The sequence below is a fragment of the Alteriqipengyuania abyssalis genome, assembly GCF_019857185.1.
GTDB classification, from domain to species: domain Bacteria; phylum Pseudomonadota; class Alphaproteobacteria; order Sphingomonadales; family Sphingomonadaceae; genus Alteriqipengyuania; species Alteriqipengyuania abyssalis.
Genome location: NZ_JAHWXP010000005.1, coordinates 79,978 through 100,814, shown reverse-complemented (window position 1 = coordinate 100,814; position 20,837 = coordinate 79,978). Strand labels below are relative to the sequence as shown.

Below are 20,837 nucleotides of genomic sequence, written 5' to 3'. Positions count from 1 at the left end.
GGCGCTCCCGGCTCGTCGCCTGTGTGCCGCTCTCATCGCGCTCTCGCTTGCCGGCGCAGTGCTGATCATGCTGTTCGGCACCGGCCTGCCGCGAAGCGCGCGCTATCCCATCGGCATGAGCCTGTTCGGCTTCTGGCTCGCCGCGCTGATGTCAAACTACCCCACCCCGCTTGCCGGATATGGCGCGGCTGCGATCATCGGCTTCGCGCTCGCCCACGCGGTTGCGTTCGCCCTGCCCGATGCGGCACAAGAACGGGCATGAGCATTCCCCCCTTCCATCTCGCCTTCCCCGTTCACGATCTCGACGCGGCGCGCAATTTCTACGGCGCGCTGCTCGGCTGCCGCGAAGGGCGCTCGGATCGTGACTGGGTCGACTATGATTTCTACGGCCACCAGATCGTGGCTCACGTGGCGCCCGCCGCAGTCGCCGCGCGCGCTGCGGGAGAGGATCGCAATGCGGTCGATGGAGAGGCCGTGCCGGTGCCCCATTTCGGCGTGGTGCTGCCGATGGACCAGTGGCAGGCGCTCGCCGACAGGCTGACCGGCGCAGGCCTGGAGTTCGTGATCGAGCCGACCGTGCGCTTCAAGGGGCAGCCCGGCGAGCAGGCGACAATGTTCTTCCGCGATCCCAGCGGCAACGCGCTGGAGATCAAGGCTATGGCCGACCCGGACAAGCTGTTCGCGAAGGACTGATCCCGCTGCCGATTGTGCCCGCGATCCTGCACCGCTAGCAGGCTGCCATGCCTGTTGCCGACGCCTCCGTAATCCTGACCCCCGTGCTCGACTGGCTGGATCTGGTCGGGGTCGCCGTGTTCGCGCTGTCGGGCGCGCTGATCGCCGCGCGCGAGCGGCAGACTTTCGTGACGATGGGCTTCTTTGCGCTGATGACCGGCGTCGGGGGCGGCACCGTGCGCGATCTGCTGATCGACGCGCCGGTCTTCTGGGTGCGCCATCCTTGGTACGCGGCGGTGTGTATCTCGATGGCCGCGATCGTGTGGAACACGCCGACCCGCTGGTGGCAGGGCAAGCTGTTCGACTACGCCGATGGCGTCGGGCTGGCGGCCTATTCGGTGCTCGGCGCGGCGAAGGCGATGAGCTACGGCCTGCCGCCGATCTCGGCCACGATCATGGGGATCATCACCGGCACCGTTGGCGGAACCATTCGCGATGTGATTGCGGGCCGCCCGTCGATCCTGATGCGGCCTGAGCTTTACGTGACGGCAGCCGCCCTGTCGGCGACCTTGTGCAGCTTCGGAATGTGGCTGTTCGACCCGCACGGGGTGAGCGACTGGCTCGTCTGGGCGGTGGCGGCATTTGCTGGGCTTGTGCTGCGCAGCGCGGCGATCCGCTACAACCTCGGCCTGCCCGCGTTCCACGAACGCGAAATGGCCAGCGACCGCGAGACCGAGATCGGCGCGGAAGCGGTGGCCGAGGCGATTGCCCCGGAAAGCGACGGGATTTTCTTCGAAGAGGACGCCCTGCCCCAGGAAGAAGACCCCCGAACATAGTGTTCGAGGGTCTCTCGATCATCCCGGCGACGGAGACAGCCTAGCGGGCCCGATCAATAGGGCTCGCCGTAGCCATCGTCCGGGTCGCCATCATAGTCGTCGTAGTCCTCGCCCGGCACCGGTCCGCCGGGATAGGCAGGCTGCGCGGTGCTGCCCTGCGAGGGGTAGCCATAGCTCTGCGTCGCATAGGTGTTGCCGCGCGCGCGGGCATAGGCCTCGTCAGAGTACTGCGAGTCGCCGTACCCCTGATCCGACTGGTAGCCGTCATAGCCCTGGTAACCGCGGCCATAGCGGACATCGAGGACCTGCCCCGAACGGTTGACGCGGCAGGTAAAGCCGCTGCCGTCATAGGTCGTGCCGGTCACCGAATAGCCGCTGCCGGTCCGCCCGACATTGTCGACCGAGCCGACACGCGACTGGCGCTCTACGCGGGAGATACAGCGATCCACCGCCCGGTCGAACTCGTCGTTGCGGACATAGTCGCGGTCGTCGTTGTTCGAATTGGTGGCCGCGCTGGCGATGGCGAAGATGCCACCCAGGATCAGCGCGCCCGCGATCACGTCGCCCGCGTCCACCCCGCCGCCACGATGGCGCCGGTGATAGCGATAGCGGCGATATTGCTGCGCCTCGTCCACTCTCAAGTCGGAGCCGGTAGCCGCGACCGGCGCGATCTGCGCAGCGGGCTGAGCCATCGGCGGTAACTGGGCTGCCTGTACCGGGGAGAGAGCCAGCGCCGCAGTGGCACCGGCAAGCGAAAACGTGGTCAGTTGGCGCATTGTCCTGTTGTCTTTCATGCAATCCGGGGAGAACCCCGGCGCGACCGTGAAACCGGAATAGGCGGCCAGCCCTGTCATGGGGCTGAACCGCCTTTCCCCTGTCGCTACGCGAACGTCGCGACGAACTGGCGCGGGTCAGATCCGGTTGAGACCACGAATCCCGCGATAATCGATGTCGACCACCCGGCCGCGACGGATTTCGCAGCTGAACCGGCCGCTGTCGCCGCGACGGTCATAGCCGCGCCGGTCGTAACCACGGCGCTGGTCACGATAGCCGCGCGCCCCATCGACCTCGATCCGGCCGGTGATGTTCCAGCCACGGCGGGTGTCGCGAACCCGGTTGATGTCGACCACGTTGGCGTAGCGATAGCCGGCCCGGCGGGCCTGATTCTCGGCAACGCGGACGCACTTGTCGATCGCGCGGCGCGGGTTGCCGTTGGAACGGTAGTAATTGTCGCGATAACGGTCGTCCCGATAACGGTCGCGGTTGGAAGCGGAAGCGATCGCGGCGATCCCGCCGATGATCAGCGCGCCGGCGATGACTTCGCCCGCGCTGATCCCGTCATTGTCGCGGTCGCGATAGCGCTGGGCATCGGCAGGGGCGGCGGTGGTGAAGGCCATGGCGCCCGCGGCAGCGGTGCACAGGGCGGCCTTGGTGAAGCTTTGCATTGTGTGTCTCCTCACTGTGGTGCCGAGCGCCATTGCCCGAACACCAACTGTTCTAGAGACCACCCGGTGAGGTGTGACTGAATTACGGCGAAAGCCATTGTTAATACAAATGGCCTCAAACCTGAACGGGCGGAATTCCGCAGTTTCCTGTGGTTTGCCGCTGGTTTTACAACATGATTTGTATCGGAAACGTCGCCGAGGCCCGTCTCGCAATGCTGCTTCGTTAAGCTTGGTTCAGCAAGCCAAGGCGCCATTTCGACTCGCGATGCGCGCTCGAAACACGAAGCGGAGCCCGAAGGCCCCGCTTCGCTCGAATTGTATGCCCTACTTCTCGATTTCGAGCCCGGTGAACGCGGCGAGGAAGGCGAGCACGTCGGCCGCTTCCTCGATTGCCTTGTCGGTCGGCTTGCCCGAACCGTGGCCCGCGCGGGTCTCGATCCGGATCAGCTGCGGCTTGTCACCAAGGTCAGCCGCCTGCAGCGCGGCGGTGTACTTGAAGCTGTGCCCGGGAACCACGCGGTCGTCGGTATCGGCGGTGGTCACCAGCAGCGCGGGGTAATCCACGCCCGAACGGATGTTGTGGTACGGCGAATAGGCGCGCAGCACCTTCCAGTCGGCTTCCTTGCTGGGATAGCCATAATCGTCAACCCAATAGCGACCGGCGGTGAACTGGTCGAAGCGCAGCATGTCCATCACGCCCACGGCCGCATTGCCCGCCGCGAACAGATCGGGCCGCTGGTTGGTCACCGCGCCGATCAGCAGGCCACCGTTCGATCCCCCCTGGATCGCGAGACCATCTTCCGGCGTGATCCCTTCATCGATCAGGTATTCACCCGCAGCGATGAAATCGTCGAACACGTTCTGCTTGTTGTTCAGGCGCCCGGCATCGTGCCAGGCCTTGCCGTATTCGCCGCCGCCCCGGATGTTGGCGACCACGTAGGCGCCACCCGATTCGACCCATGCGAGGCGCGAGGGGCTGAAGCCCGGGGTGAGCGAAATGTTGAACCCGCCATAGCCATAGAGCAGCGTCGGCACCGCCTTGCCGCTCTCGGCCACCGCCTTGCTGCGGACTAGGAACATCGGCACCCGCGTGCCATCCTTCGAAGTGTAGAACTTCTGTTCGACCACGAAATCGTCCGGATCGAAGGAAACCTCGGGCTGGGCCCAGATCGTGCTCTCGCCGCTCGCGACATCGTAGCGGTAGATAGTCGTGGGGCGGTTGTAGCTGGAGAAGGCGTAGAACGTCTCAGTCTGTTCAGGATCGCCGCCGAAGCCGCCCGCGCTACCGATGCCGGGCAGTGCGACCTCGCCCTGCGGCGTGCCGTCCAGGCCGAACACCTCGATCTTGCTCTTGGCGTCGACCAGATAGCTGGCGATCAGCTTGCCGCCGACCAGCGACACTCCGTCGAGCGTCTGCTCGCTTTCGGGGATCACCGTGCTCCAGCCCTGCTGCGGCGCGGTGACATCCACCGTCACTACCTTTTTCAGCGGCGCATCGTCGTTGGTGACGAAGAAGAACCGGCTGCCGAGGTTGCCGACATAGGAATAGTTGTTCTCGAACCCGGGGACCAAGGTCATCTGGTCGGCATCGGGGCGCTCCAGATCGATCAGCGTCACTTCGTAGCGATCGTCGGTCCCGCTGGAGCTGGTGACGACCAGCCAGCGGCCATCATCACTCACCTGCGCGGTGTGGTTCAGCTCGGGCTGGTCGGGCGTCTCGTAGACCAGCGTGTCGCCATCCTGATCGGTGCCGAGCGTGTGGAAATAGACCTGCTGGTTGGTGTTGAGCGCCTGAAACGTCTCGCCCTCGCCCGTCGCCGGGAAGCGGCTGTAGTAGAAGCCACTGCCGTCCTTCGCCCAGTCGAGATTGGAGAACTTCACCCATTCGACCGTGTCGGGCAGCACCGTGCCGGTGGCGACATCCATCACCTTGACCGTGCGCCAGTCGCTGCCGCCATCCTGGATCGCGTAGAGCAGCTTGCTGCCATCATCGGTGATCGCATAATCGGCGAGCGCGGTGGCATCGTCTTCCGACCATTCATTGGGGTCGATCAGCACGCGCGCCTCCCCATCCAGCCCGTCGCGCACATAGAGTACGCTCTGGTTCTGCAGCCCGTTATTGCGGGTGTAGAAATAGTGCCCGTCCTTGTCGGTCGGCAGGCCGAAGCGCTCGTAATCGGTCAGCTGCGTGATCCGCTTCTTCAGCACCTCGCGTCCCGGCAGGCGGGCGAGGAAGGCGTCGGTGACGGCATTCTCGCGCGCGACCCAGTCGGCGACTTCCTTGTCGGTGCGGACATCGTTCTCGAGCCAGCGATAGGGATCTGCGACCTGCTGCCCGAAGTGCTCTTCCACGACATCGCCGGTACGGGTTTCGGGATAGTCAGGCGCGGTCAGATCCTGCGCGGCGGCGGGCATCGCGACCGCAACCAGTGCGGTGGCGGCTCCGGTAAGAAGGCTGTTGCGAAGCATGGGGTGGCGTCCTCTCGTTGGTCGGGGAAACTGGTGCAGGATATCTAGTCGATGGCGGGCAGCGTGCAACTCGCTGCGCAGGATCACTCCATCGCGGCGAGCATGTCGCGGGTGAAGGCGATGATGTCGAACCGGGAGCCGACGGGGTCTTCCCCGCGCCGGACGATCACCACATCGCGGCTCGGTACCACGACGACATATTGCCCGCGGTTGCCCATCGCGGCGAAGGTGTCCGGCGGGATACCCTCGCTCTTGTTCATCAGCCACCAGCCCGCGCCATAGCCCAGCTCGCCATCGGGCTGCGGCCCGCTGGGGGTGGAGACATATTCCCGCCAGTTCTCCGGCAGCAGGCGCTTGCCGCTCTGTGTCACGCCGTCGTTGAGGTAAAGCTGGCCCAGCTTCGCGAGATCGTCCGCGGTCGCCCACACCTGGCTCGACAGGATATAGTCGGTCCCCCAGTCGGTCTCCGCGACCGCGCCGGTCATCCCGATATCGCTGAACAGGTCGGCGGGATCATAGGTATCGAACGTATCCTCGATCGCCTTGACCGCCATCAGCGTGTCGTTGTTGGCATAGCGGAACACGGTCCCCGGCTTGTGGAGCAGCGGCCATCCGGTCGCGCTCTCCGCCACCAGCGCGCCGCCCATGTAGAGCGGGTCGGTCCGATTGCCCGGCGTATCGCTGTACCGGCCCGAGGCCATGCGCAGGAAATTGTCGATCGTGATGGTCCGGCGCGCGTCCCACCGCCACTGGTCGAAGGCGAGCCCGTCGGTCACCTCCGCATCGCCCCGCTGGACTGCCGCGCCAATCAGCGTCGCGGCAATGCTCTTTGCGACCGACCAGGTGCGCTGGGGCGTGTCCGGACCGAAGCCGGGGGCGTATCGGCCCTGCTCAATCTTTCCGTCGCCGCGATCTCTGTGGCGAAGCACAACGGCGGTGGTTCTCGCGCCATCGCCATAGTCCGGGGCGAAGGCACGCCCGATCACTTTGTCGAGCGCGCTTGGTGAGGCCTTCGCCGTTCGCTCGCCGGTCTCGACCGCCATGATCGGAATTGTCAGACCAGCGCCGTCTGGCGTTGCATCCGCGCTCGCCTGCTCCTCGCCCGGCAGGGGAGGCACCCGCATCTCGGGCATCGGCGCCTCCAGCCCGATCGGCGCGAGGCGGCAGCCCTGATCGTGCGAGGCTTCGGCGAATCGCGGCGGCATGTCGTCCGCCCAGTCGACCTGCACCAGCGCGACCCGGCCCGCCGCATCGGGCAGGATCGTGTAGTCGAGATCGCCGATGATCGCGTCGATCCGCGGGTAGATGCCGCTCAGTTCCCATGCCTCGACACTTTCTGGCGTCCGCTCCGCCCCGTTGCGCTGGGCGTTGGCGAGAGCGCTGCACAGGAACAGCGCCTTGTACCCGGCAGCGAGCGCGCGGTCGTAGCGCGCGTCGAGCTGTTCCTGCGTGGTCGATTGCGCCGCGAGCGAGGCAGGCAGGGCGAGTGCCGCAAGCGCGGCGAGGCTGGTCCGGATCATGGCGCGCGAGTGTGCCACAGCGATGCCGAAAGGGAAGCCTGCACACGAAAAAGGGGCTGGAGGAATGCCCCGGCCCCTTCTCTCGTCACAGCGGATCGGATCAATTCTCGGGCGGGATGAATCCGTCGATCACGTAGACCACGCCATTCGACGCCGCTTCCGCTATCTTGGTCAGGTGGGGGGCATCATCGCCATCGCCGACGAGGATCTGCCCGTCGATCTTGCGCACCTGGATCGGCTCGTCCGCGACGCTCGCCAATTCGATAGAGCCGCCGTTTTGGTCGAGCGCCCTGTCCAGATCCTCGCGCGATATCGCACCGACCGCCAGATGGCCGCGCAGAAGCGCGATCACCTCTGGCCGGCCTTCATCGGAGCGAAGCCGCTCCAGATCACCCTCGGGCAGCGCGGCAAAGGCCGCGTTGCTCGGCAGGAAGGCGGTATAGGAGCCGGCTCCGTCGAAGGGATCTTCCAGACCTGCATTGCCGATCACCTCGGCCGCGGTCGACAGGTCGTCGATCCCGGCGATGGTCGCGGCCAGATCTTGCGAGCCTGCCGTGGCAGTGGATTTGACGGGATCGGCCGCCTCGTCTGCGGCATCGCACCCGGCCAGCATGAGGGAAAGCGCCCCGAGTGCGGGGATGATCGTCTTCTTCATCATTGTCCTCACGTCAAAAGATCGATGACCGCAGCGACCACGCGGGTCGTGGGGTCGACCTGGTAAACATAGCCGTCGCTGTAGCGATACATGGCATCGGGTCCGTCGCGATAGCGATCGCGATAGGCGTAAGGCACATTATATGCATCGTACCCCGCAGGCAGGCGCTGGCCGACAGTGATGTCGTCACCCGTCAGAAGCGCGGCGATACCCATGATCGCCTGATCCTTCGGATCGACCGAGAACAGCGTCTGGTCGGCGTAGTAATAGCGGGCGTCCGAATTGCGCCCGAAATAGTCCGCGTAATAGGTGGGTGCCCGGTACTGGTCGTAGGCGGTGGGCCACTGGTTGCCGCTGAACAGCGCCCCGCCAACCAGCGGAACCAGCGCATCGATCACGCCCCCGCGCGAGGGACGGTAGGCGTAGCCGTCGTAATACTGCCAGTCGCTGCCCGAAAGCTGCGGATAGGCGGAGCCGTAGTAGCCGCCGAAGCGCTCGCTCCGCAGCTTCTTGGCCTGGCCGGGCGGCTGGCAGCCATTGTTCTTCTTCGCGAGGCCGCGCGGGCAGAAGCCGCGCAACGGGCGATCCGCGCGGTCGAAGCGGGTGAGCACTTCGCGAGCATCGCCGCCGAGGCGATCGGACACCTCGCGCGCGGCACGATTGGCACCGCGCCGGACCTCGTCCCCGATCCGCCGATCGACCCGCCGATCCAGCTCGCGCTCCAGGCGGTCGGCCGGATTGCCACGCTGCGCCACCGAAGCCGCGCCCTGCCCCCGCTCGGCCTTGCCGTTGCCCGGCCCGTTTCTGTTGCCCCGCATCGCCGGCGGGCCGCCGCGCGGGTTGCCCGAATTGCCCTTGCCAGCACCCGGGCCTTTCCCGGGATTGGCCTTCGCACCCTGGCTATTTCCGTTGCCGTTTCCATTCCCGTTGTTCTGGGCAAGCACGGGCACAGCCAGCGCGAGCGCGAGTGCACTCGACGCAGCGATTGCAATACGCATGTCGTTTCTCCTTGGTGTGAGAAACCGCGCTTCGCTGATTTGGGTTCCGCAAGTGTCGCGAGACAAAGGAAAAGGGCCACGCGGGTTGCCCCGGCGGCCCTTCTCGAACTGATCTTGGACGCAGCGCTTACGCGTCGTCGTATTCGTCTTCCTCGGTCATCACCGGGCCCGAATCGAGGCCCTTGGCATCTTCGTCGCGATCGACGAATTCGATGATCGCGAGCTGCGCGCTGTCCGAAGCGCGGTAGCCTGCCTTGATGATGCGGGTGTAGCCGCCTTCACGGTCCGAATAACGCTCCGCCAGAACGTCGAACAGCTTCTTCAGCTGGGTTTCGTCCTGCAGACGGCCCATCGCCAGGCGACGGTTGGAAAGGCCGCCACGCTTGGCCAGCGTGATCAGCTTTTCGATGTAGGGGCGCAATTCCTTCGCCTTGGGCAGCGTGGTGACGATCTGCTCGTGCTTGATCAGCGCGGCCGACATGTTGCGAAACATGGCGGTGCGGTGGCCCGACTTGCGGCCAAGCTTACGCTGCGAAATACCGTGACGCATTATTCAATCCTTCGTTTGTAAGGGGGCCGTACGAGGTACCCCGGTACGGGCCGGATTTGCGGGTCCGGCCCATGCCCGTAAGCGGAGTTAGCCGAGCAGTTCCTGTTCGAGCTTCTTGGCCATTTCCTCGATGTTCTCCGGCGGCCAGCCCGGGATGTCCATCCCGAGGCGCAGGCCCATGCTGGAGAGCACTTCCTTGATCTCGTTGAGCGACTTGCGGCCGAAATTCGGCGTGCGCAGCATCTCGGCTTCGGTCTTCTGGACCAGATCGCCGATGTAGATGATGTTGTCGTTCTTGAGGCAGTTGGCCGAACGCACCGACAGTTCCAGTTCGTCGACCTTCTTGAGAAGGTAGCGGTTGAGCTGGTTGGCGTCCGATTCCTGCGGCTCTGCAGCCATCCCGATCATCGGGCTGGAAGGCTGCGGAATGCCGTCTTCGAAGTGGACGAACAGGGTCAGCTGGTCCTGCAGGATGCGCGCGGCGTAGGCCACGGCGTCTTCAGGGGTGACGGTACCGTCGGTTTCGATGGTCAGGTTGAGCTTGTCGTAGTCCAGTTCCTGGCCAACGCGGGCATTCTCGACCTTGTAGCTCACCTGCTTGATCGGCGAGTAGAGCGAATCAACCGGGATCAGGCCGATCGGCGCATCGGCCGGGCGGTTCTGCACCGCGGGGACGTAGCCCTTGCCGGTATCCGCGGTCAGTTCCATGTTCAGCGTCGCGCCTTCGTCGAGCTGACAGATCACGAGATCCTTGTTCATGATCTCGATGTCGCCGGAAACGGCAATGTCGCCCGCCTTGACCGCACCCGGGCCGGTCGCGGAAAGCTGCAGGCGCTTGGGGCCCTCGCCTTCCATCTTGAGCGCGATCTGCTTCACGTTGAGGACGATGTCGGTCACGTCTTCACGAACGCCCGCGAGCGAGCTGAATTCGTGGAGCACGTTCTCGATCTTGATCGAGGTGATCGCGGCACCCTGAAGCGAGGAGAGCAGCACGCGGCGCAGCGCATTGCCCAGCGTCAGGCCGAAGCCGCGCTCGAGTGGTTCGGCGACGAAGGTGGCCTTGCGCTTCTTGTCGGCGCCGGTGTCCTTCAATTCGAGCGACGTGGGCTTTTTCAGTTCCTGCCAGTTCTTGGTGTTGACGGCCATGGATGTCCCCTAGGAATGCAAGATCGGCTGGGGCCGGGCGCTTCTCGATCGGGGGAAGAAGCGTGACCGGCCCGGAAAATGTCGGCGGAGGGAACGGCTCCCACCGCCGGGCAGGATCAGGTCAGACGCGACGCCGCTTGGACGGACGGACCCCGTTGTGCGGGATCGGCGTCACATCGCGGATGCTGGTGATGGTGAAGCCCACCGCCTGCAGCGCACGCAGCGCGCTTTCGCGGCCCGAACCCGGGCCCTTCACTTCGACTTCCAGCGTGCGGACGCCGTGTTCGGCGGCCTTCTTGCCGGCATCGTCCGCCGCGACCTGTGCGGCGTAGGGAGTCGACTTGCGGCTGCCCTTGAAACCCATCATCCCGGCGCTGGACCAGCTGATCGCATTGCCCTGCGCATCGGTGATGGTGATCATGGTATTGTTGAAGCTGGCGTTGACGTGCGCCACGCCGCTGGAAATGTTTTTCCGCTCGCGGCGCCGAATGCGGCCTGGTTCGCGTGCCATTGGATATTCCCCTTAAGGAAAGAAAGACAGAAGAGAGACGAAGGAAGCGCGGATGCGCTTACTTCTTCTTGCCGGCGATCGGCTTGGCCTTGCCCTTGCGGGTGCGCGCGTTGGTGTGCGTGCGCTGGCCGCGAACGGGCAGACCGGCGCGATGGCGCAGGCCGCGGTAGGAACGAAGGTCCATCAGACGCTTGATGTTCATCGCGGTCTGACGGCGAAGGTCGCCTTCCACCGTGTGCTCTTCGTCGATCGTTTCACGGATCCGCAGCACTTCCTCGTCGGTGAGGTCCTGCACGCGGGTCTTGTGATCAATGCCGAGCTTGTCGGCGATCTCGACGGCCTTGGTCCGGCCGATTCCGTGAATATAGGTAAGCGCAATGATCACGCGCTTGTTGGTGGGGATATTGACCCCGGCAATACGAGCCACTTACTTCTCCATGCTCCACAGGGGCTTGGCGATCCGCAACAGCGGTGCACCCCTATCTCATCGCGAGTTTCATCGGTTCTCTGCATCACCGCCATCCGGACGGACAAAAACCGGCAGGCGCGAAGACCGGGCCGGTGTTGCAATGATGCAATGAATCGGACGAACGGCGCACATAGGCGCGAGAGCGCATAGCGTCAACAGCTACGCGCGAATAATCGCGCCGGCCGCGAAAGCGACCACACGCGACCTTGTTCGTGACACCGAATCTAGCCCGTGTGCCGGGCCCTGTCAAAACCGGCGTGCGGCAGATGTCCCCCACAACAGCGCGGCACAGCTGGCGCTCGGTCGCAACCGAGCCCTGAGCGAGGACGATCAGCGCCCTTCGGGAATGCCGGTGGTCGGCGTCTCTTCGCCCTCCCCGGTGCCCGCGCCGAACGCCGAATCGAACGAATCGCCGTCCTCCTCGTCCGCTGCGTCGATCGGGCCACCCAGCGCCTTGGCGAGGCCGAGGACCTGTTCACCGATCACCCCATCAACCGCCTTGGATATCTCGTCGATCTTGAACCGCATCGTTCCGCCGACGACGTATTCCCACGTGATTCGCGTGCCGGCAGGTTCACCTTCCTCACCCTCGATCGGCTGGAGCGTGATCGTCATCACCCCGTCGACCGGCTCACTCTGCAACGGCCCCAGCCCGCCCCGCATGCGCAGCACTTTGTGCGGCACTGCCTGCACCACCATCATGTGCTGAACGCTGCCCTCCAACCCGAAGCTGTCGGGCCCGTCCTCGGCGGGGATCTTTTCGCAGAAGCAGCCGCCCGCCTGCGGCGTCAGGGTCATGTTCGATGCGTCGGCAGACCAGGTGTGGGCATCGTTCCACCAGTCGCCCGGCGCGATCAGCGCGAGCCACGCGTCCTCGGGAGTGGCATCGACATCGACCGCGTGACGGACCACGAAATGGGTCGGCGAGCTTTCGGTCACCTCGGCACCGGCAGGCACGGTGGCAATCAGCGGTGCGGCCAGCAGGGCCAGGGCTTTGGCGGCAGTACGGATCATCGAGAGGCTCCCTTTCACGCCCCCGCTATTCCACGGGCGCGCGGCAAAGGAAACCGCCTAGGACGCAGATCAGCCTTCCAGCAGCGCGTCGATGCTGGAGCTGACCTCTTCGATCGAGCCCATCCCGTCGACCCGCGCAACAAGGCCCTGCTCTTCGTAGTAGGGCAGGATCGGCGCGGTTTCCGAGCGATAGACTTCCATCCGGTGACGCACGGTCTCTTCGTTGTCGTCGGGCCGGCGCTTGAACTCGGTGCTGCCGCACTTGTCGCACACGCCTTCGGTCTGCGGCGGCTTGTGCCGGTCGTGATAGCCCTCGCCGCACGCGGCGCAGGTGAACCGACCGGTGATGCGGTCGACCAGCGCTTCCTCGTCGACCTGGAGTTCGATCACCCGGTCGAGCTTGCGGCCATGCTTGGCGAGCAGCGTGTCGAGCTGCTCCGCCTGCGCACGGGTGCGCGGATAGCCGTCGAAGATCGCGCCGGTATCGGCCGACATGGAAGCCAGCTCGTCGTCGATCAGCGCCGAGACGATATCGTCGGAGACGAGTTCGCCCGCGTCCATGATCGCCTTGGCCTGCTTGCCCACGGGCGTGCCCGCCTTGACCGCCGCACGCAGCATGTCGCCGGTCGACAGCTGGCGCATGCCGTGATGATCCACGAGCCGGTGCGCCTGCGTTCCCTTGCCTGCGCCCGGAGGCCCCAGAAGAATGATGTTCATGATGCCTGTGTCCCCTCGCGACGCTCGATCAGCGCAGGCGGCTTAGAGGCAGCGGGCGCGTTAGCGCAACCGCCCCTTCAGCTTCGCCTTCTTGATAAGGTCGCCATACTGGTGTGCCAGCAGGTGTGACTGGATCTGGCTGATCGTATCCACGGTCACGTTGACCACGATCAGCAGGCTGGTGCCGCCGAGGAACAGCGGAATCCCGGTCTGCGCGATCATGTATTCGGGCAGAACGCAGACCAGCGTCAGATACGCAGCGCCGACCACGGTGATGCGGGTCAGGACATAGTCCAGATACTCAGCAGTCCGCTTGCCGGGGCGAATGCCGGGGATGAACCCGCCATTTTTCTTCAGGTTATCCGCAGTTTCCTCCGGATTGAAAACCACCGCCGTGTAGAAGAAGCAGAAGAACACGATCAGGATCGCGTACAGGGCCATGTAGATCGGCTGACCATGCTGGAGATAGAAGTTCAGCTGGTTGATCGTACGCCCCACCCCGCTGTTGGGGTCCACCGAGCTGCCAGCGAACTGGCTGATCGTCAGCGGCAGCAGCAGCAGCGAGCTCGCGAAGATCGGCGGGATCACACCCGAAGTGTTGATCTTGAGCGGCAGGTGGCTGCGATCCGCCTGCATCATGCCGCGCTGGGTCGCACGCTTGGGATACTGGATCAGCAGGCGGCGTTGCGCACGCTCCATGAAGCTGATGAACAGGATCAGGCCGATGATCATGACGATGAAGCCGATGATCACGCCCGCGCTGATCGCACCGGTCCGCCCGCCTTCGAACATGTTGCTCGCAAAGCTGGGGAACTGCGCGACGATGCCGGCCATGATGATCAGCGAGACGCCGTTGCCGATACCGCGCGCGGTGATCTGTTCACCGATCCACAGCAGCAGCATGGTCCCACCCACCAGGCTGATGACCGCGCCGATGCGGAACATGATGCCCGGGTCGACGACTGCCTGCAGCCCGCTCTGCGCACCATAGCTTTCGAGCCCGGTGGCGAGGAAGTAACCCTGGATGACACACAGGAACACCGCGCCGTAGCGGGTGTACTGGTTGAGCTTCTGGCGCCCGGTCGCGCCTTCCTTCTTCAGCGCCATCAGCGCGGGATGCAGGGCCGAGGCCATCTGCACCACGATCGAGGCGGTAATATAGGGCATCACGCCGAGCGCGATGAGACTCATGCGCTCAAGGCTGCCGCCCGAGAAGGTGTTGAACAGGTCGAGCACGCCGCCGCGCGTCTGGTCGTACAGGTCGCCCAGGATCTGCGGGTTCACACCCGGCAGCGGGACGAAGCTGAGGAAGCGGAACGCGATCAGGGCAACGACCGTGAACCAGATCCGCTGGCGCAGTTCCGTCGCCTTGGAGAAATTCGCCAAACTGAGGTTGGACGCGAGATTATCGGCGCGTGATGCCATGAGAAAACCGTGATCCTGCAAATTCGACCGGGCTGAGCCGGCTGCCGCAGAGAGAGATAGGTGTGGCGGGCGCGGTTGTCGAACCCCCGCGCCCGATTACCCGAAATCAGGCCTTGGAGCCTGCTTCCTTGTTCGCCTTGGTGCGAGCAGCCTTCTTCTCGTGCTCAGGCTGCTTGGCGGCGATGACTTCCACCTTGCCGCCGGCCTTCTCGACCGCTTCGATCGCGCCCTTGCTGGCACCGGCCACCGTGAAGGTCGCCTTGGTGGTCAGCTCGCCCTTGGCCAGCAGACGCACGCCGTCCTTGCCACCGCGGGCCAGGCCTGCGGCCTTGAGCGCTGCGTGGTCGATATCCTTCTTGGCGTCGAGCTTCTTGGCATCGATGAACTTCTGGACCATGCCCAGGTTCACTTCCGCGTAGTCCTTGCCGAAGGGGTTATTGAACCCGCGCTTCGGCAGACGCATGTGAAGCGGCATCTGGCCGCCTTCGAAGCCCTTGATCGCGACGCCTTCACGAGCCTTCTGGCCCTTCTGGCCGCGCCCGCCGGTCTTGCCCTTGCCCGAGCCGATGCCCCGGCCGATGCGCATGCGGCCCTTGCGGGCGCCTTCGTTGTCGCTGATCTCGTTGAGTTTAAATGCCATGATGCACTCGCTTTCGCTTTTCTTCGCGCTGATAAAAATGGAAACGGCCCGCTACACCGAGCGGGCCGCCGCCGTCAATTCCAGTCGACGGGCCGTTTAGCCCTCGACCACCTCCACCATGTGCGGCAGCTTTGCAATTGCGCCGCGCACTTCGGGGGTATCTTCCAGTTCGACCACCCGGTGCATCTTGCCCAGGCCCAGGCCGATAAGGATCTTCTTCTGGCTTTCGGGACGCCGGATGGGCGAGCCGATCTGCTTGAGCTTGATCTTAGCCATCAGTGATTACTCCGTGAGAGCCGCGGCATCCGCCTCGGCTTCCGCTTCGCTGGCGCCACCGCGCGAGAGCAGGTCGGCGACCTTCTTGCCGCGACGCTGCGCCACCGACTTGGGCGAGCTCTGATCCTGCAGCGCATCGAAGGTTGCGCGGATCATGTTGTAGGGGTTGGACGTACCGACCGACTTGGTCACCACGTCGGCCACACCCAGGCTTTCGAACACGGCGCGCATCGGACCGCCGGCGATGATGCCGGTACCCGGAGGCGCGGTGCGGACGGTCACCTTGCCGGCACCGAAACGGCCCTTGCCGTCGTGGTGCAGCGTGCGGCCTTCCTTGAGAGCGACGCGGATCATGTGCTTGCGCGCAGCGGCCGAAGCCTTGCTGATCGCCTCGGGCACTTCGCGGGCCTTGCCGTGGCCGAAGCCGACGCGGCCCTGGCCGTCGCCGACCACCACAAGCGCAGCGAACCCGAAGCGCTTACCGCCCTTCACCGTCTTCGAGACGCGGTTGATGTGAACCAGCTTCTCGATGATGCCGTCGTCTTCTTCCTCGCGCTTGCCGCGACGATCGTCACGACCGCGACCGCGACCACGGCCACCATCACGGCCACCGCCGCGATTGTCGCCACCACGGCCACCACGGCCCTGACGGGGCTGACCCTCGGCACCCTGTGCGGGGCTCTGGTTGTCGGCTGCTTCGGAAGGCGTGTCGGCGATCGCCGGCTCTTCCTTCGTCACCGCATGCTCAGTTTCCGCTTCCGCGACGCTTGCGTCGGCCTTGGCCTTCGCAACTTCGGGGGTTTCGGGAACGCCGGGCGCCTGCTCGGGCGTGCTTTCGGTGTTGTTTTCGTCAGCCATCATCAGAACTCCAGCCCGCCTTCACGGGCGGCATCGGCCAGCGCCTTGACGCGGCCATGGAACAGGAACCCGCCGCGATCGAACACGACCGTGGTCACGCCCGCCTTCTTGGCGGCGTCCGCGATGTTCGAGCCGACCGTCTTGGCGGCGTCGATATTCGCAGTCGAGCCTTTCACGCCCAGCGTCGATGCGCTGGCAAGGGTCTTGCCGGCGGAATCATCGATGATCTGCGCGTAAATGTGCTTGCCAGTGCGGTGGACCGACAGGCGCGGCTTGCCACCGGCATTCTTGCGAAGCGCGGTGCGCACGCGCTGGCGGCGGCGTTCAAAGAGGGAAAGCTTTGCCATCTTACTTCTTCTTCCCTTCCTTGCGGAAGATATACTCGCCCTGGTACTTGATGCCCTTGCCCTTGTACGGCTCGGGCTTGCGCCAGCGGCGGATTTCAGCGGCGAACTGGCCAACGGCCTGCTTGTCGATCCCGCTGATGATGACCGTGGTCTGATCGGGCGTTTCCACCTTGAGGCCTTCGGGCACCGTGAGATCGACGTCGTGGCTGTAACCGAGCTGCAGCTTCAGGGTCTTGCCCTGGGCGTTCGCACGGTAACCGACACCGCTGATCTGCAGCGTCTTGGAAAAGCCGTCCGTCACGCCTTCGACCAAGTTCGACACCATAGTACGCTGCATGCCCCAGTGGCTGCGTGCAGGCTTGCTGTCGTTTACCGGGTCGACCGCGATCGAGCCGTCTTCCAGCTTGTACGACACGAGGTCCGACAGGCCCATGGTGAGGGCGCCCTTGGGGCCCTTCACCGAAAGGGTGCCGTTATCGATCTTGGCCTCGACCCCACTCGGGATCGCAACCGGACGTTTGCCGATGCGGCTCATCAGAACACCTCCGCCAGCACTTCGCCACCGACGTTCTGGCTGCGAGCTTCCGCGTCGGAAAGCACGCCGCGCGGCGTCGAGACGATCGTGATGCCAAGGCCATTGCGCACCGTCGGCAGCTCGCGGCTGGCCGAATAGATGCGACGGCCCGGCTTGGACACGCGGGCGACATGCTTGATCGCAGGTTCGCCTTCGAAATACTTCAGTTCGATCCGCAGCGCCTTGTGCTTGCCGGTGTCGTCTTCGCTGTAGCCACGAATGTAGCCTTCGCGCTGAAGCACTTCGAGCACGTTCGCGCGCAGCTTGGACGCCGGCGAAAGGACGGAGTCCTTCTTCGCCTGCTGGCCGTTGCGGATGCGGGTGAGCATGTCACCCAGGGGATCGGTCATAGCCATCTATCGATTCCTCACCAGCTCGACTTGGTCAGGCCAGGGATCATGCCCTTGTTGCCCAGGTTCCGCAGTTCGATGCGGTTGATGCCGAACTTGCGGTAGTAGCCGCGCGGGCGACCGGTCGTGGAGCAGCGGTTGCGGACCCGGGTCGGGTTCGCGTTGCGCGGGATTTCAGCCATCTTCAGGCGCGCGATGAGACGCTCGCTCTCGTCGAGCGAGGTATCGTCGGCAATCGCCTTAAGCTTTGCGTACTTGTCCGCGTACTTCTTGACGAGCTTCTTGCGACGCTCGTTCTTGTTGATGGAACTCAGTTTCGCCATTGGACTTAAGCTCTCTTCGTTTCTTGCTTCAGCGGAGAGCGGCTCACGCCGCCTCCTTCTCTTCGTCGGCCTTTGCTTCGGCCGGGAACGGGAAACCGAACAGGCGCAGCAGTTCGCGTGCTTCCTCGTCGGTCTTCGCGGTGGTGGTCACGATGATATCCATGCCCCGGACCTTTTCGATCTGGTCGTAGGAAATCTCGGGGAAGATGATCTGCTCCTTCAGACCCATGGCGTAGTTGCCACGGCCGTCGAAGCTCTTCGGGTTCAGACCACGGAAGTCGCGAATGCGCGGCATCGCGATCGTCACCAGACGATCGAGGAATTCGTACATCCGGTCACGACGCAGGTTGACCTTGCAACCGATCGGCATGCCGTCGCGCAGCTTGAACTGTGCGATCGACTTCTTGGCCTTGGTGATGACGGGCTTCTGGCCCGCGATCAGCGCCATTTCCTCGGCTGCGGTCTGGACCTTCTTCTTGTCCTGGCTCGCCTCGCCCACACCCATGTTGAGCGTGATCTTCTCGAGCTTGGGGACCTGAAGACGGTTCGTGTAGCCGAACTTCTCGGTCATGGCCTTGACGATTTCGTTCTCGTACTTGGCCTTCATGCGGGGCGTGTAATCAGCCATCGATGGTCTCCCCGGATTTCACGGCGACGCGCACTTTCTTGCCGTCGCGTTCTTCGATGCGCACGCGGGTGGGCTTGCCGTCCTTGGGATCGGCGAGGGCCACCTTGGCGATGTGCATCGGCGCTTCGTAGCGATCGATCCCGCCCTGCGGGTTCGTCTGGCTCGGCTTGCGGTGACGGGCGATCATGTTGACGCCTTCCACCACGACCTTGCCGTCTTTCGGCAGAACCTGGGCGACCGTACCGGTCTTGCCCTTGTCCTTGCCCGAAAGCACGACGACGTTGTCGCCCTTCTTGATCTTGGCCATGCCCATTACAGCACCTCCGGAGCAAGCGAGATGATCTTCATGAAGCCGCGGCCGCGCAGTTCGCGCACCACCGGGCCGAAGATACGGGTGCCGATCGGCTCTTCGTTCTTGTTGACGAGCACCGCGGCGTTCGAGTCGAAGCGGATCACGCTGCCATCGGGGCGGCGGACATCCTTCTTCGTGCGAACGATCACCGCACGGTGAACGTCGCCCTTCTTCACTTTCGCGCGCGGCTGGGCTTCCTTGACGGAAACCACGATCACGTCGCCGACGCTCGCGAACCGACGCTTAGAGCCACCCAGCACCTTGATGCACTGGACGCGCTTTGCGCCGCTGTTGTCCGCGACGTCGAGATTGGACTGCATCTGGATCATCGATCCGGTTCCTTCTCTTGGCTTGCCGGGACAGCTGCCCGGCAGTTCCTAAAACGTCTGTTTAGCTGTTGCTCGCGGCTTCGACGTCGAGGTCGGCATCAACCGCCTGCACGCCACCCGCGACGACCCGGTCCTTCACGGCCCAGGTCTTGGTCTTCGAGATCGGCTTGGTCTCTTCGATCCGCACGATGTCGCCGAGTTCGTACTCGTTCTTCTCGTCGTGGGCGTGATACTTCTTCGAGCGCCGGATGATCTTCCCGTACAGCGGGTGCTTCACCTTGCGTTCGACAAGCACGGTCACGGTCTTGTCGGTCTTGGTGGAAGTGACCCGACCAATCAGAATACGCTTGGGCATGGTCTACTCCTTACGCCTTGCTCTTCGCCGCAGCGGCGCGGGTGCGCTCGCTCTGCAGCGTCTTGATGCGCGCGATCGTCCGGCGGACCTCCTGAACGCGAGCGGGCCGCTCGAGCTGGTTGGTCGCTGCCTGGAAACGCAGGTTGAACGCCTCACGCTTGAGCTCGGTAAGCTCCGCGGTCAGCTGGTCGTCGCTCTTGGCGCGCAGATCTTCGGTGGTGCTCACTATTCGCCTCCCAGGTGCGAGGTGTCGCCCAGACGCGCGACAACCTTGGTCTTGATCGGCAGCTTCATGGCGGCACGCTCGAACGCTTCGGCGGCCAGCGGGCCGGAAACGCCGTCGAGTTCGAACAGGATGCGGCCCGGCTTCACGCGTGCGGCCCAGTATTCGACCGAACCCTTGCCCTTACCCTGCCGGACTTCGGCAGGCTTCTTGGACACGGGCACGTCGGGGAACACGCGGATCCAGAGGCGCCCCTGGCGCTTCATGTGACGCGTGATCGCACGGCGAGCCGCTTCGATCTGGCGAGCGGTGATCCGCTCGGGTTCCATCGCCTTCAGCCCGTAAGAGCCGAAGTTCAGTTCGGTACCGCCCTTGGCATTGCCATGGATCCGGCCCTTGAAGGCCTTACGATACTTGGTTCGTTTCGGTTGCAGCATGGTTCTTTCCTAATCCTGCAATCAGCGCGCCGGACGCACGCCGGAAGTCTGCGCTTCCATCATCAGGCGGTCCTGCGCGGTCGGATCGTGGGCGAGGATCTCACCCTTGAAGATCCAGCACTTGATGCCGATGATGCCGTACGCGGTCAGCGCCTCGGCTTCGGCATAGTCGACGTTCGCACGCAGGGTGTGAAGCGGCACGCGGCCTTCGCGATACCATTCGACGCGCGCGATTTCCGCACCGCCGAGACGGCCGCCGCAGGTGATCCGGATACCTTCGGCACCCAGACGCAGCGCGGACTGCACGGCGCGCTTCATCGCACGGCGGAAGGCCACACGGCGAACCAGCTGATCGGCAATGCCCTGCGCGACGAGCTTGGCATCGATCTCCGGCTTGCGGATCTCGACGATGTTCAGCTTCACTTCGCTTTCGGTCATGCGCGAAAGCGTCGTGCGCAGCTTCTCGATGTCGGCGCCCTTCTTGCCGATGATGACACCGGGGCGCGCAGCGTAGATCGAGATGCGGCACAGCTTGGCCGGACGCTCGATCACCACCTTCGAAATCGCGGCCTGCGGCAGCGAGTTCACGATGTGCTTGCGGATCTCGATGTCTTCCTTGAGCAGCTTGGCATAGTCACGCCCTTCGGCGTACCAGCGGCTGTCCCAGGTGCGGTTGATCTGCAGGCGCAGACCGATCGGATTGCTCTTCTGGCCCATC

At 64.4% G+C, this 20,837-nt stretch carries 29 protein-coding genes and 1 pseudogene; 3 read left to right on the top strand and 27 right to left on the bottom strand.

Annotated features, from left to right (window positions below):
• The 3 genes and pseudogenes from KYN89_RS15215 to KYN89_RS15205 form a co-directional block, all read left to right on the top strand.
• A pseudogene (locus KYN89_RS15215) lies at positions 1-262 on the top strand (hypothetical protein); the annotation flags it as partial.
• On the top strand, positions 259-693 hold the full coding sequence (locus tag KYN89_RS15210) for a VOC family protein (RefSeq protein WP_222825859.1): 435 nt from the start codon (positions 259-261) through the stop codon (positions 691-693). The pseudogene KYN89_RS15215 and the gene KYN89_RS15210, both read left to right, overlap by 4 nt.
• 47 nt (positions 694-740) lie before the next feature.
• Positions 741-1,508, top strand: a complete 768-nt coding sequence (locus KYN89_RS15205) for a trimeric intracellular cation channel family protein (RefSeq protein WP_222825858.1) — start codon at positions 741-743, stop codon at positions 1,506-1,508.
• A 53-nt stretch (positions 1,509-1,561) separates the two neighbouring features.
• Here the strand turns inward: KYN89_RS15205 and KYN89_RS15200 are convergent, their stop codons facing one another.
• The 27 genes from KYN89_RS15200 to rpsC form a co-directional block, all read right to left on the bottom strand.
• The gene (locus tag KYN89_RS15200; protein ID WP_248285339.1) at positions 1,562-2,362 is read right to left on the bottom strand and encodes a hypothetical protein; all 801 of its coding nucleotides are present in this window, start codon (positions 2,360-2,362) and stop codon (positions 1,562-1,564) included.
• 57 nt (positions 2,363-2,419) lie between these two features.
• Positions 2,420-2,953, bottom strand: coding sequence for a hypothetical protein (locus KYN89_RS15195; protein ID WP_222825857.1), 534 nt, complete (start codon positions 2,951-2,953; stop codon positions 2,420-2,422).
• Between the two features lie 324 nt (positions 2,954-3,277).
• A complete protein-coding gene (locus KYN89_RS15190) occupies positions 3,278-5,422 on the bottom strand; it encodes a prolyl oligopeptidase family serine peptidase (RefSeq protein ID WP_222825856.1) in 2,145 nt (714 codons plus the stop codon).
• Between the two features lie 83 nt (positions 5,423-5,505).
• Positions 5,506-6,942, bottom strand: coding sequence for a serine hydrolase domain-containing protein (locus tag KYN89_RS15185; RefSeq protein WP_222825855.1), 1,437 nt, complete (start codon positions 6,940-6,942; stop codon positions 5,506-5,508).
• Positions 6,943-7,042: 100 nt separating this feature from the next.
• Complete coding sequence (locus KYN89_RS15180; RefSeq protein ID WP_222825854.1) at positions 7,043-7,600, bottom strand: fasciclin domain-containing protein; 558 nt, start codon at positions 7,598-7,600, stop codon at positions 7,043-7,045.
• Positions 7,601-7,605: 5 nt separating this feature from the next.
• Entirely contained in the window at positions 7,606-8,595 is a 990-nt protein-coding gene (locus KYN89_RS15175; RefSeq protein WP_222825853.1) for a hypothetical protein, read from the bottom strand.
• A gap of 127 nt (positions 8,596-8,722) precedes the next feature.
• Positions 8,723-9,145 carry a 50S ribosomal protein L17 gene (gene rplQ, locus KYN89_RS15170; protein WP_197635661.1) on the bottom strand — a complete coding sequence of 141 codons (423 nt, stop codon included), beginning with the start codon at positions 9,143-9,145 and terminating at the stop codon, positions 8,723-8,725.
• Between the two features lie 87 nt (positions 9,146-9,232).
• Positions 9,233-10,291, bottom strand: coding sequence for a DNA-directed RNA polymerase subunit alpha (locus KYN89_RS15165; RefSeq protein WP_222825852.1), 1,059 nt, complete (start codon positions 10,289-10,291; stop codon positions 9,233-9,235).
• A 121-nt stretch (positions 10,292-10,412) separates the two neighbouring features.
• The gene (gene rpsK, locus KYN89_RS15160; RefSeq protein WP_010234721.1) at positions 10,413-10,802 is read right to left on the bottom strand and encodes a 30S ribosomal protein S11; all 390 of its coding nucleotides are present in this window, start codon (positions 10,800-10,802) and stop codon (positions 10,413-10,415) included.
• Positions 10,803-10,860: 58 nt separating this feature from the next.
• Positions 10,861-11,229: a 30S ribosomal protein S13 gene (gene rpsM / locus KYN89_RS15155; protein WP_029140271.1), complete on the bottom strand. Its 369-nt coding sequence runs from the start codon at positions 11,227-11,229 to the stop codon at positions 10,861-10,863.
• A gap of 372 nt (positions 11,230-11,601) precedes the next feature.
• The gene (locus tag KYN89_RS15150; protein WP_222825851.1) at positions 11,602-12,285 is read right to left on the bottom strand and encodes an SRPBCC family protein; all 684 of its coding nucleotides are present in this window, start codon (positions 12,283-12,285) and stop codon (positions 11,602-11,604) included.
• Positions 12,286-12,354: 69 nt separating this feature from the next.
• Positions 12,355-13,002 carry an adenylate kinase gene (locus tag KYN89_RS15145; protein WP_222825850.1) on the bottom strand — a complete coding sequence of 216 codons (648 nt, stop codon included), beginning with the start codon at positions 13,000-13,002 and terminating at the stop codon, positions 12,355-12,357.
• A gap of 60 nt (positions 13,003-13,062) precedes the next feature.
• Positions 13,063-14,427 carry a preprotein translocase subunit SecY gene (gene secY / locus KYN89_RS15140; protein ID WP_222825849.1) on the bottom strand — a complete coding sequence of 455 codons (1,365 nt, stop codon included), beginning with the start codon at positions 14,425-14,427 and terminating at the stop codon, positions 13,063-13,065.
• Positions 14,428-14,533: 106 nt separating this feature from the next.
• Positions 14,534-15,067 (bottom strand): 50S ribosomal protein L15, encoded by a 534-nt coding sequence (gene rplO, locus KYN89_RS15135; RefSeq protein WP_010234709.1) that lies wholly within the window; start codon positions 15,065-15,067, stop codon positions 14,534-14,536.
• 96 nt (positions 15,068-15,163) lie between these two features.
• The gene (gene rpmD, locus KYN89_RS15130; RefSeq protein ID WP_010234707.1) at positions 15,164-15,343 is read right to left on the bottom strand and encodes a 50S ribosomal protein L30; all 180 of its coding nucleotides are present in this window, start codon (positions 15,341-15,343) and stop codon (positions 15,164-15,166) included.
• Positions 15,344-15,349: 6 nt separating this feature from the next.
• Positions 15,350-16,204, bottom strand: coding sequence for a 30S ribosomal protein S5 (gene rpsE / locus KYN89_RS15415; RefSeq protein ID WP_248285338.1), 855 nt, complete (start codon positions 16,202-16,204; stop codon positions 15,350-15,352).
• A complete protein-coding gene (gene rplR / locus KYN89_RS15120; RefSeq protein ID WP_010234703.1) occupies positions 16,204-16,548 on the bottom strand; it encodes a 50S ribosomal protein L18 in 345 nt (114 codons plus the stop codon). The genes rpsE and rplR overlap by 1 nt, the downstream gene beginning before the upstream one ends.
• 1 nt (position 16,549) lies before the next feature.
• Entirely contained in the window at positions 16,550-17,083 is a 534-nt protein-coding gene (gene rplF / locus KYN89_RS15115; RefSeq protein ID WP_222825848.1) for a 50S ribosomal protein L6, read from the bottom strand.
• Positions 17,083-17,478, bottom strand: coding sequence for a 30S ribosomal protein S8 (gene rpsH, locus KYN89_RS15110; RefSeq protein WP_029140270.1), 396 nt, complete (start codon positions 17,476-17,478; stop codon positions 17,083-17,085). The genes rplF and rpsH overlap by 1 nt, the downstream gene beginning before the upstream one ends.
• 11 nt (positions 17,479-17,489) lie before the next feature.
• Positions 17,490-17,795, bottom strand: a complete 306-nt coding sequence (gene rpsN, locus KYN89_RS15105) for a 30S ribosomal protein S14 (RefSeq protein ID WP_010234696.1) — start codon at positions 17,793-17,795, stop codon at positions 17,490-17,492.
• A 43-nt stretch (positions 17,796-17,838) separates the two neighbouring features.
• Positions 17,839-18,423, bottom strand: a complete 585-nt coding sequence (gene rplE / locus KYN89_RS15100; RefSeq protein ID WP_029140269.1) for a 50S ribosomal protein L5 — start codon at positions 18,421-18,423, stop codon at positions 17,839-17,841.
• Positions 18,416-18,736 carry a 50S ribosomal protein L24 gene (gene rplX, locus KYN89_RS15095; protein ID WP_029140268.1) on the bottom strand — a complete coding sequence of 107 codons (321 nt, stop codon included), beginning with the start codon at positions 18,734-18,736 and terminating at the stop codon, positions 18,416-18,418. The genes rplE and rplX overlap by 8 nt, the downstream gene beginning before the upstream one ends.
• Positions 18,736-19,104: a 50S ribosomal protein L14 gene (gene rplN, locus KYN89_RS15090; RefSeq protein WP_010234690.1), complete on the bottom strand. Its 369-nt coding sequence runs from the start codon at positions 19,102-19,104 to the stop codon at positions 18,736-18,738. The genes rplX and rplN overlap by 1 nt, the downstream gene beginning before the upstream one ends.
• A gap of 61 nt (positions 19,105-19,165) precedes the next feature.
• Positions 19,166-19,459, bottom strand: a complete 294-nt coding sequence (rpsQ, locus tag KYN89_RS15085; protein WP_010234688.1) for a 30S ribosomal protein S17 — start codon at positions 19,457-19,459, stop codon at positions 19,166-19,168.
• A 10-nt stretch (positions 19,460-19,469) separates the two neighbouring features.
• Entirely contained in the window at positions 19,470-19,685 is a 216-nt protein-coding gene (gene rpmC, locus KYN89_RS15080) for a 50S ribosomal protein L29 (protein WP_010234686.1), read from the bottom strand.
• The gene (gene rplP / locus KYN89_RS15075; RefSeq protein WP_010234684.1) at positions 19,685-20,119 is read right to left on the bottom strand and encodes a 50S ribosomal protein L16; all 435 of its coding nucleotides are present in this window, start codon (positions 20,117-20,119) and stop codon (positions 19,685-19,687) included. The genes rpmC and rplP overlap by 1 nt, the downstream gene beginning before the upstream one ends.
• Positions 20,120-20,140: 21 nt before the next feature.
• The gene (gene rpsC / locus KYN89_RS15070) at positions 20,141-20,836 is read right to left on the bottom strand and encodes a 30S ribosomal protein S3 (RefSeq protein ID WP_010234682.1); all 696 of its coding nucleotides are present in this window, start codon (positions 20,834-20,836) and stop codon (positions 20,141-20,143) included.
• Between the last annotated feature and the right edge of the window lies 1 nt (position 20,837).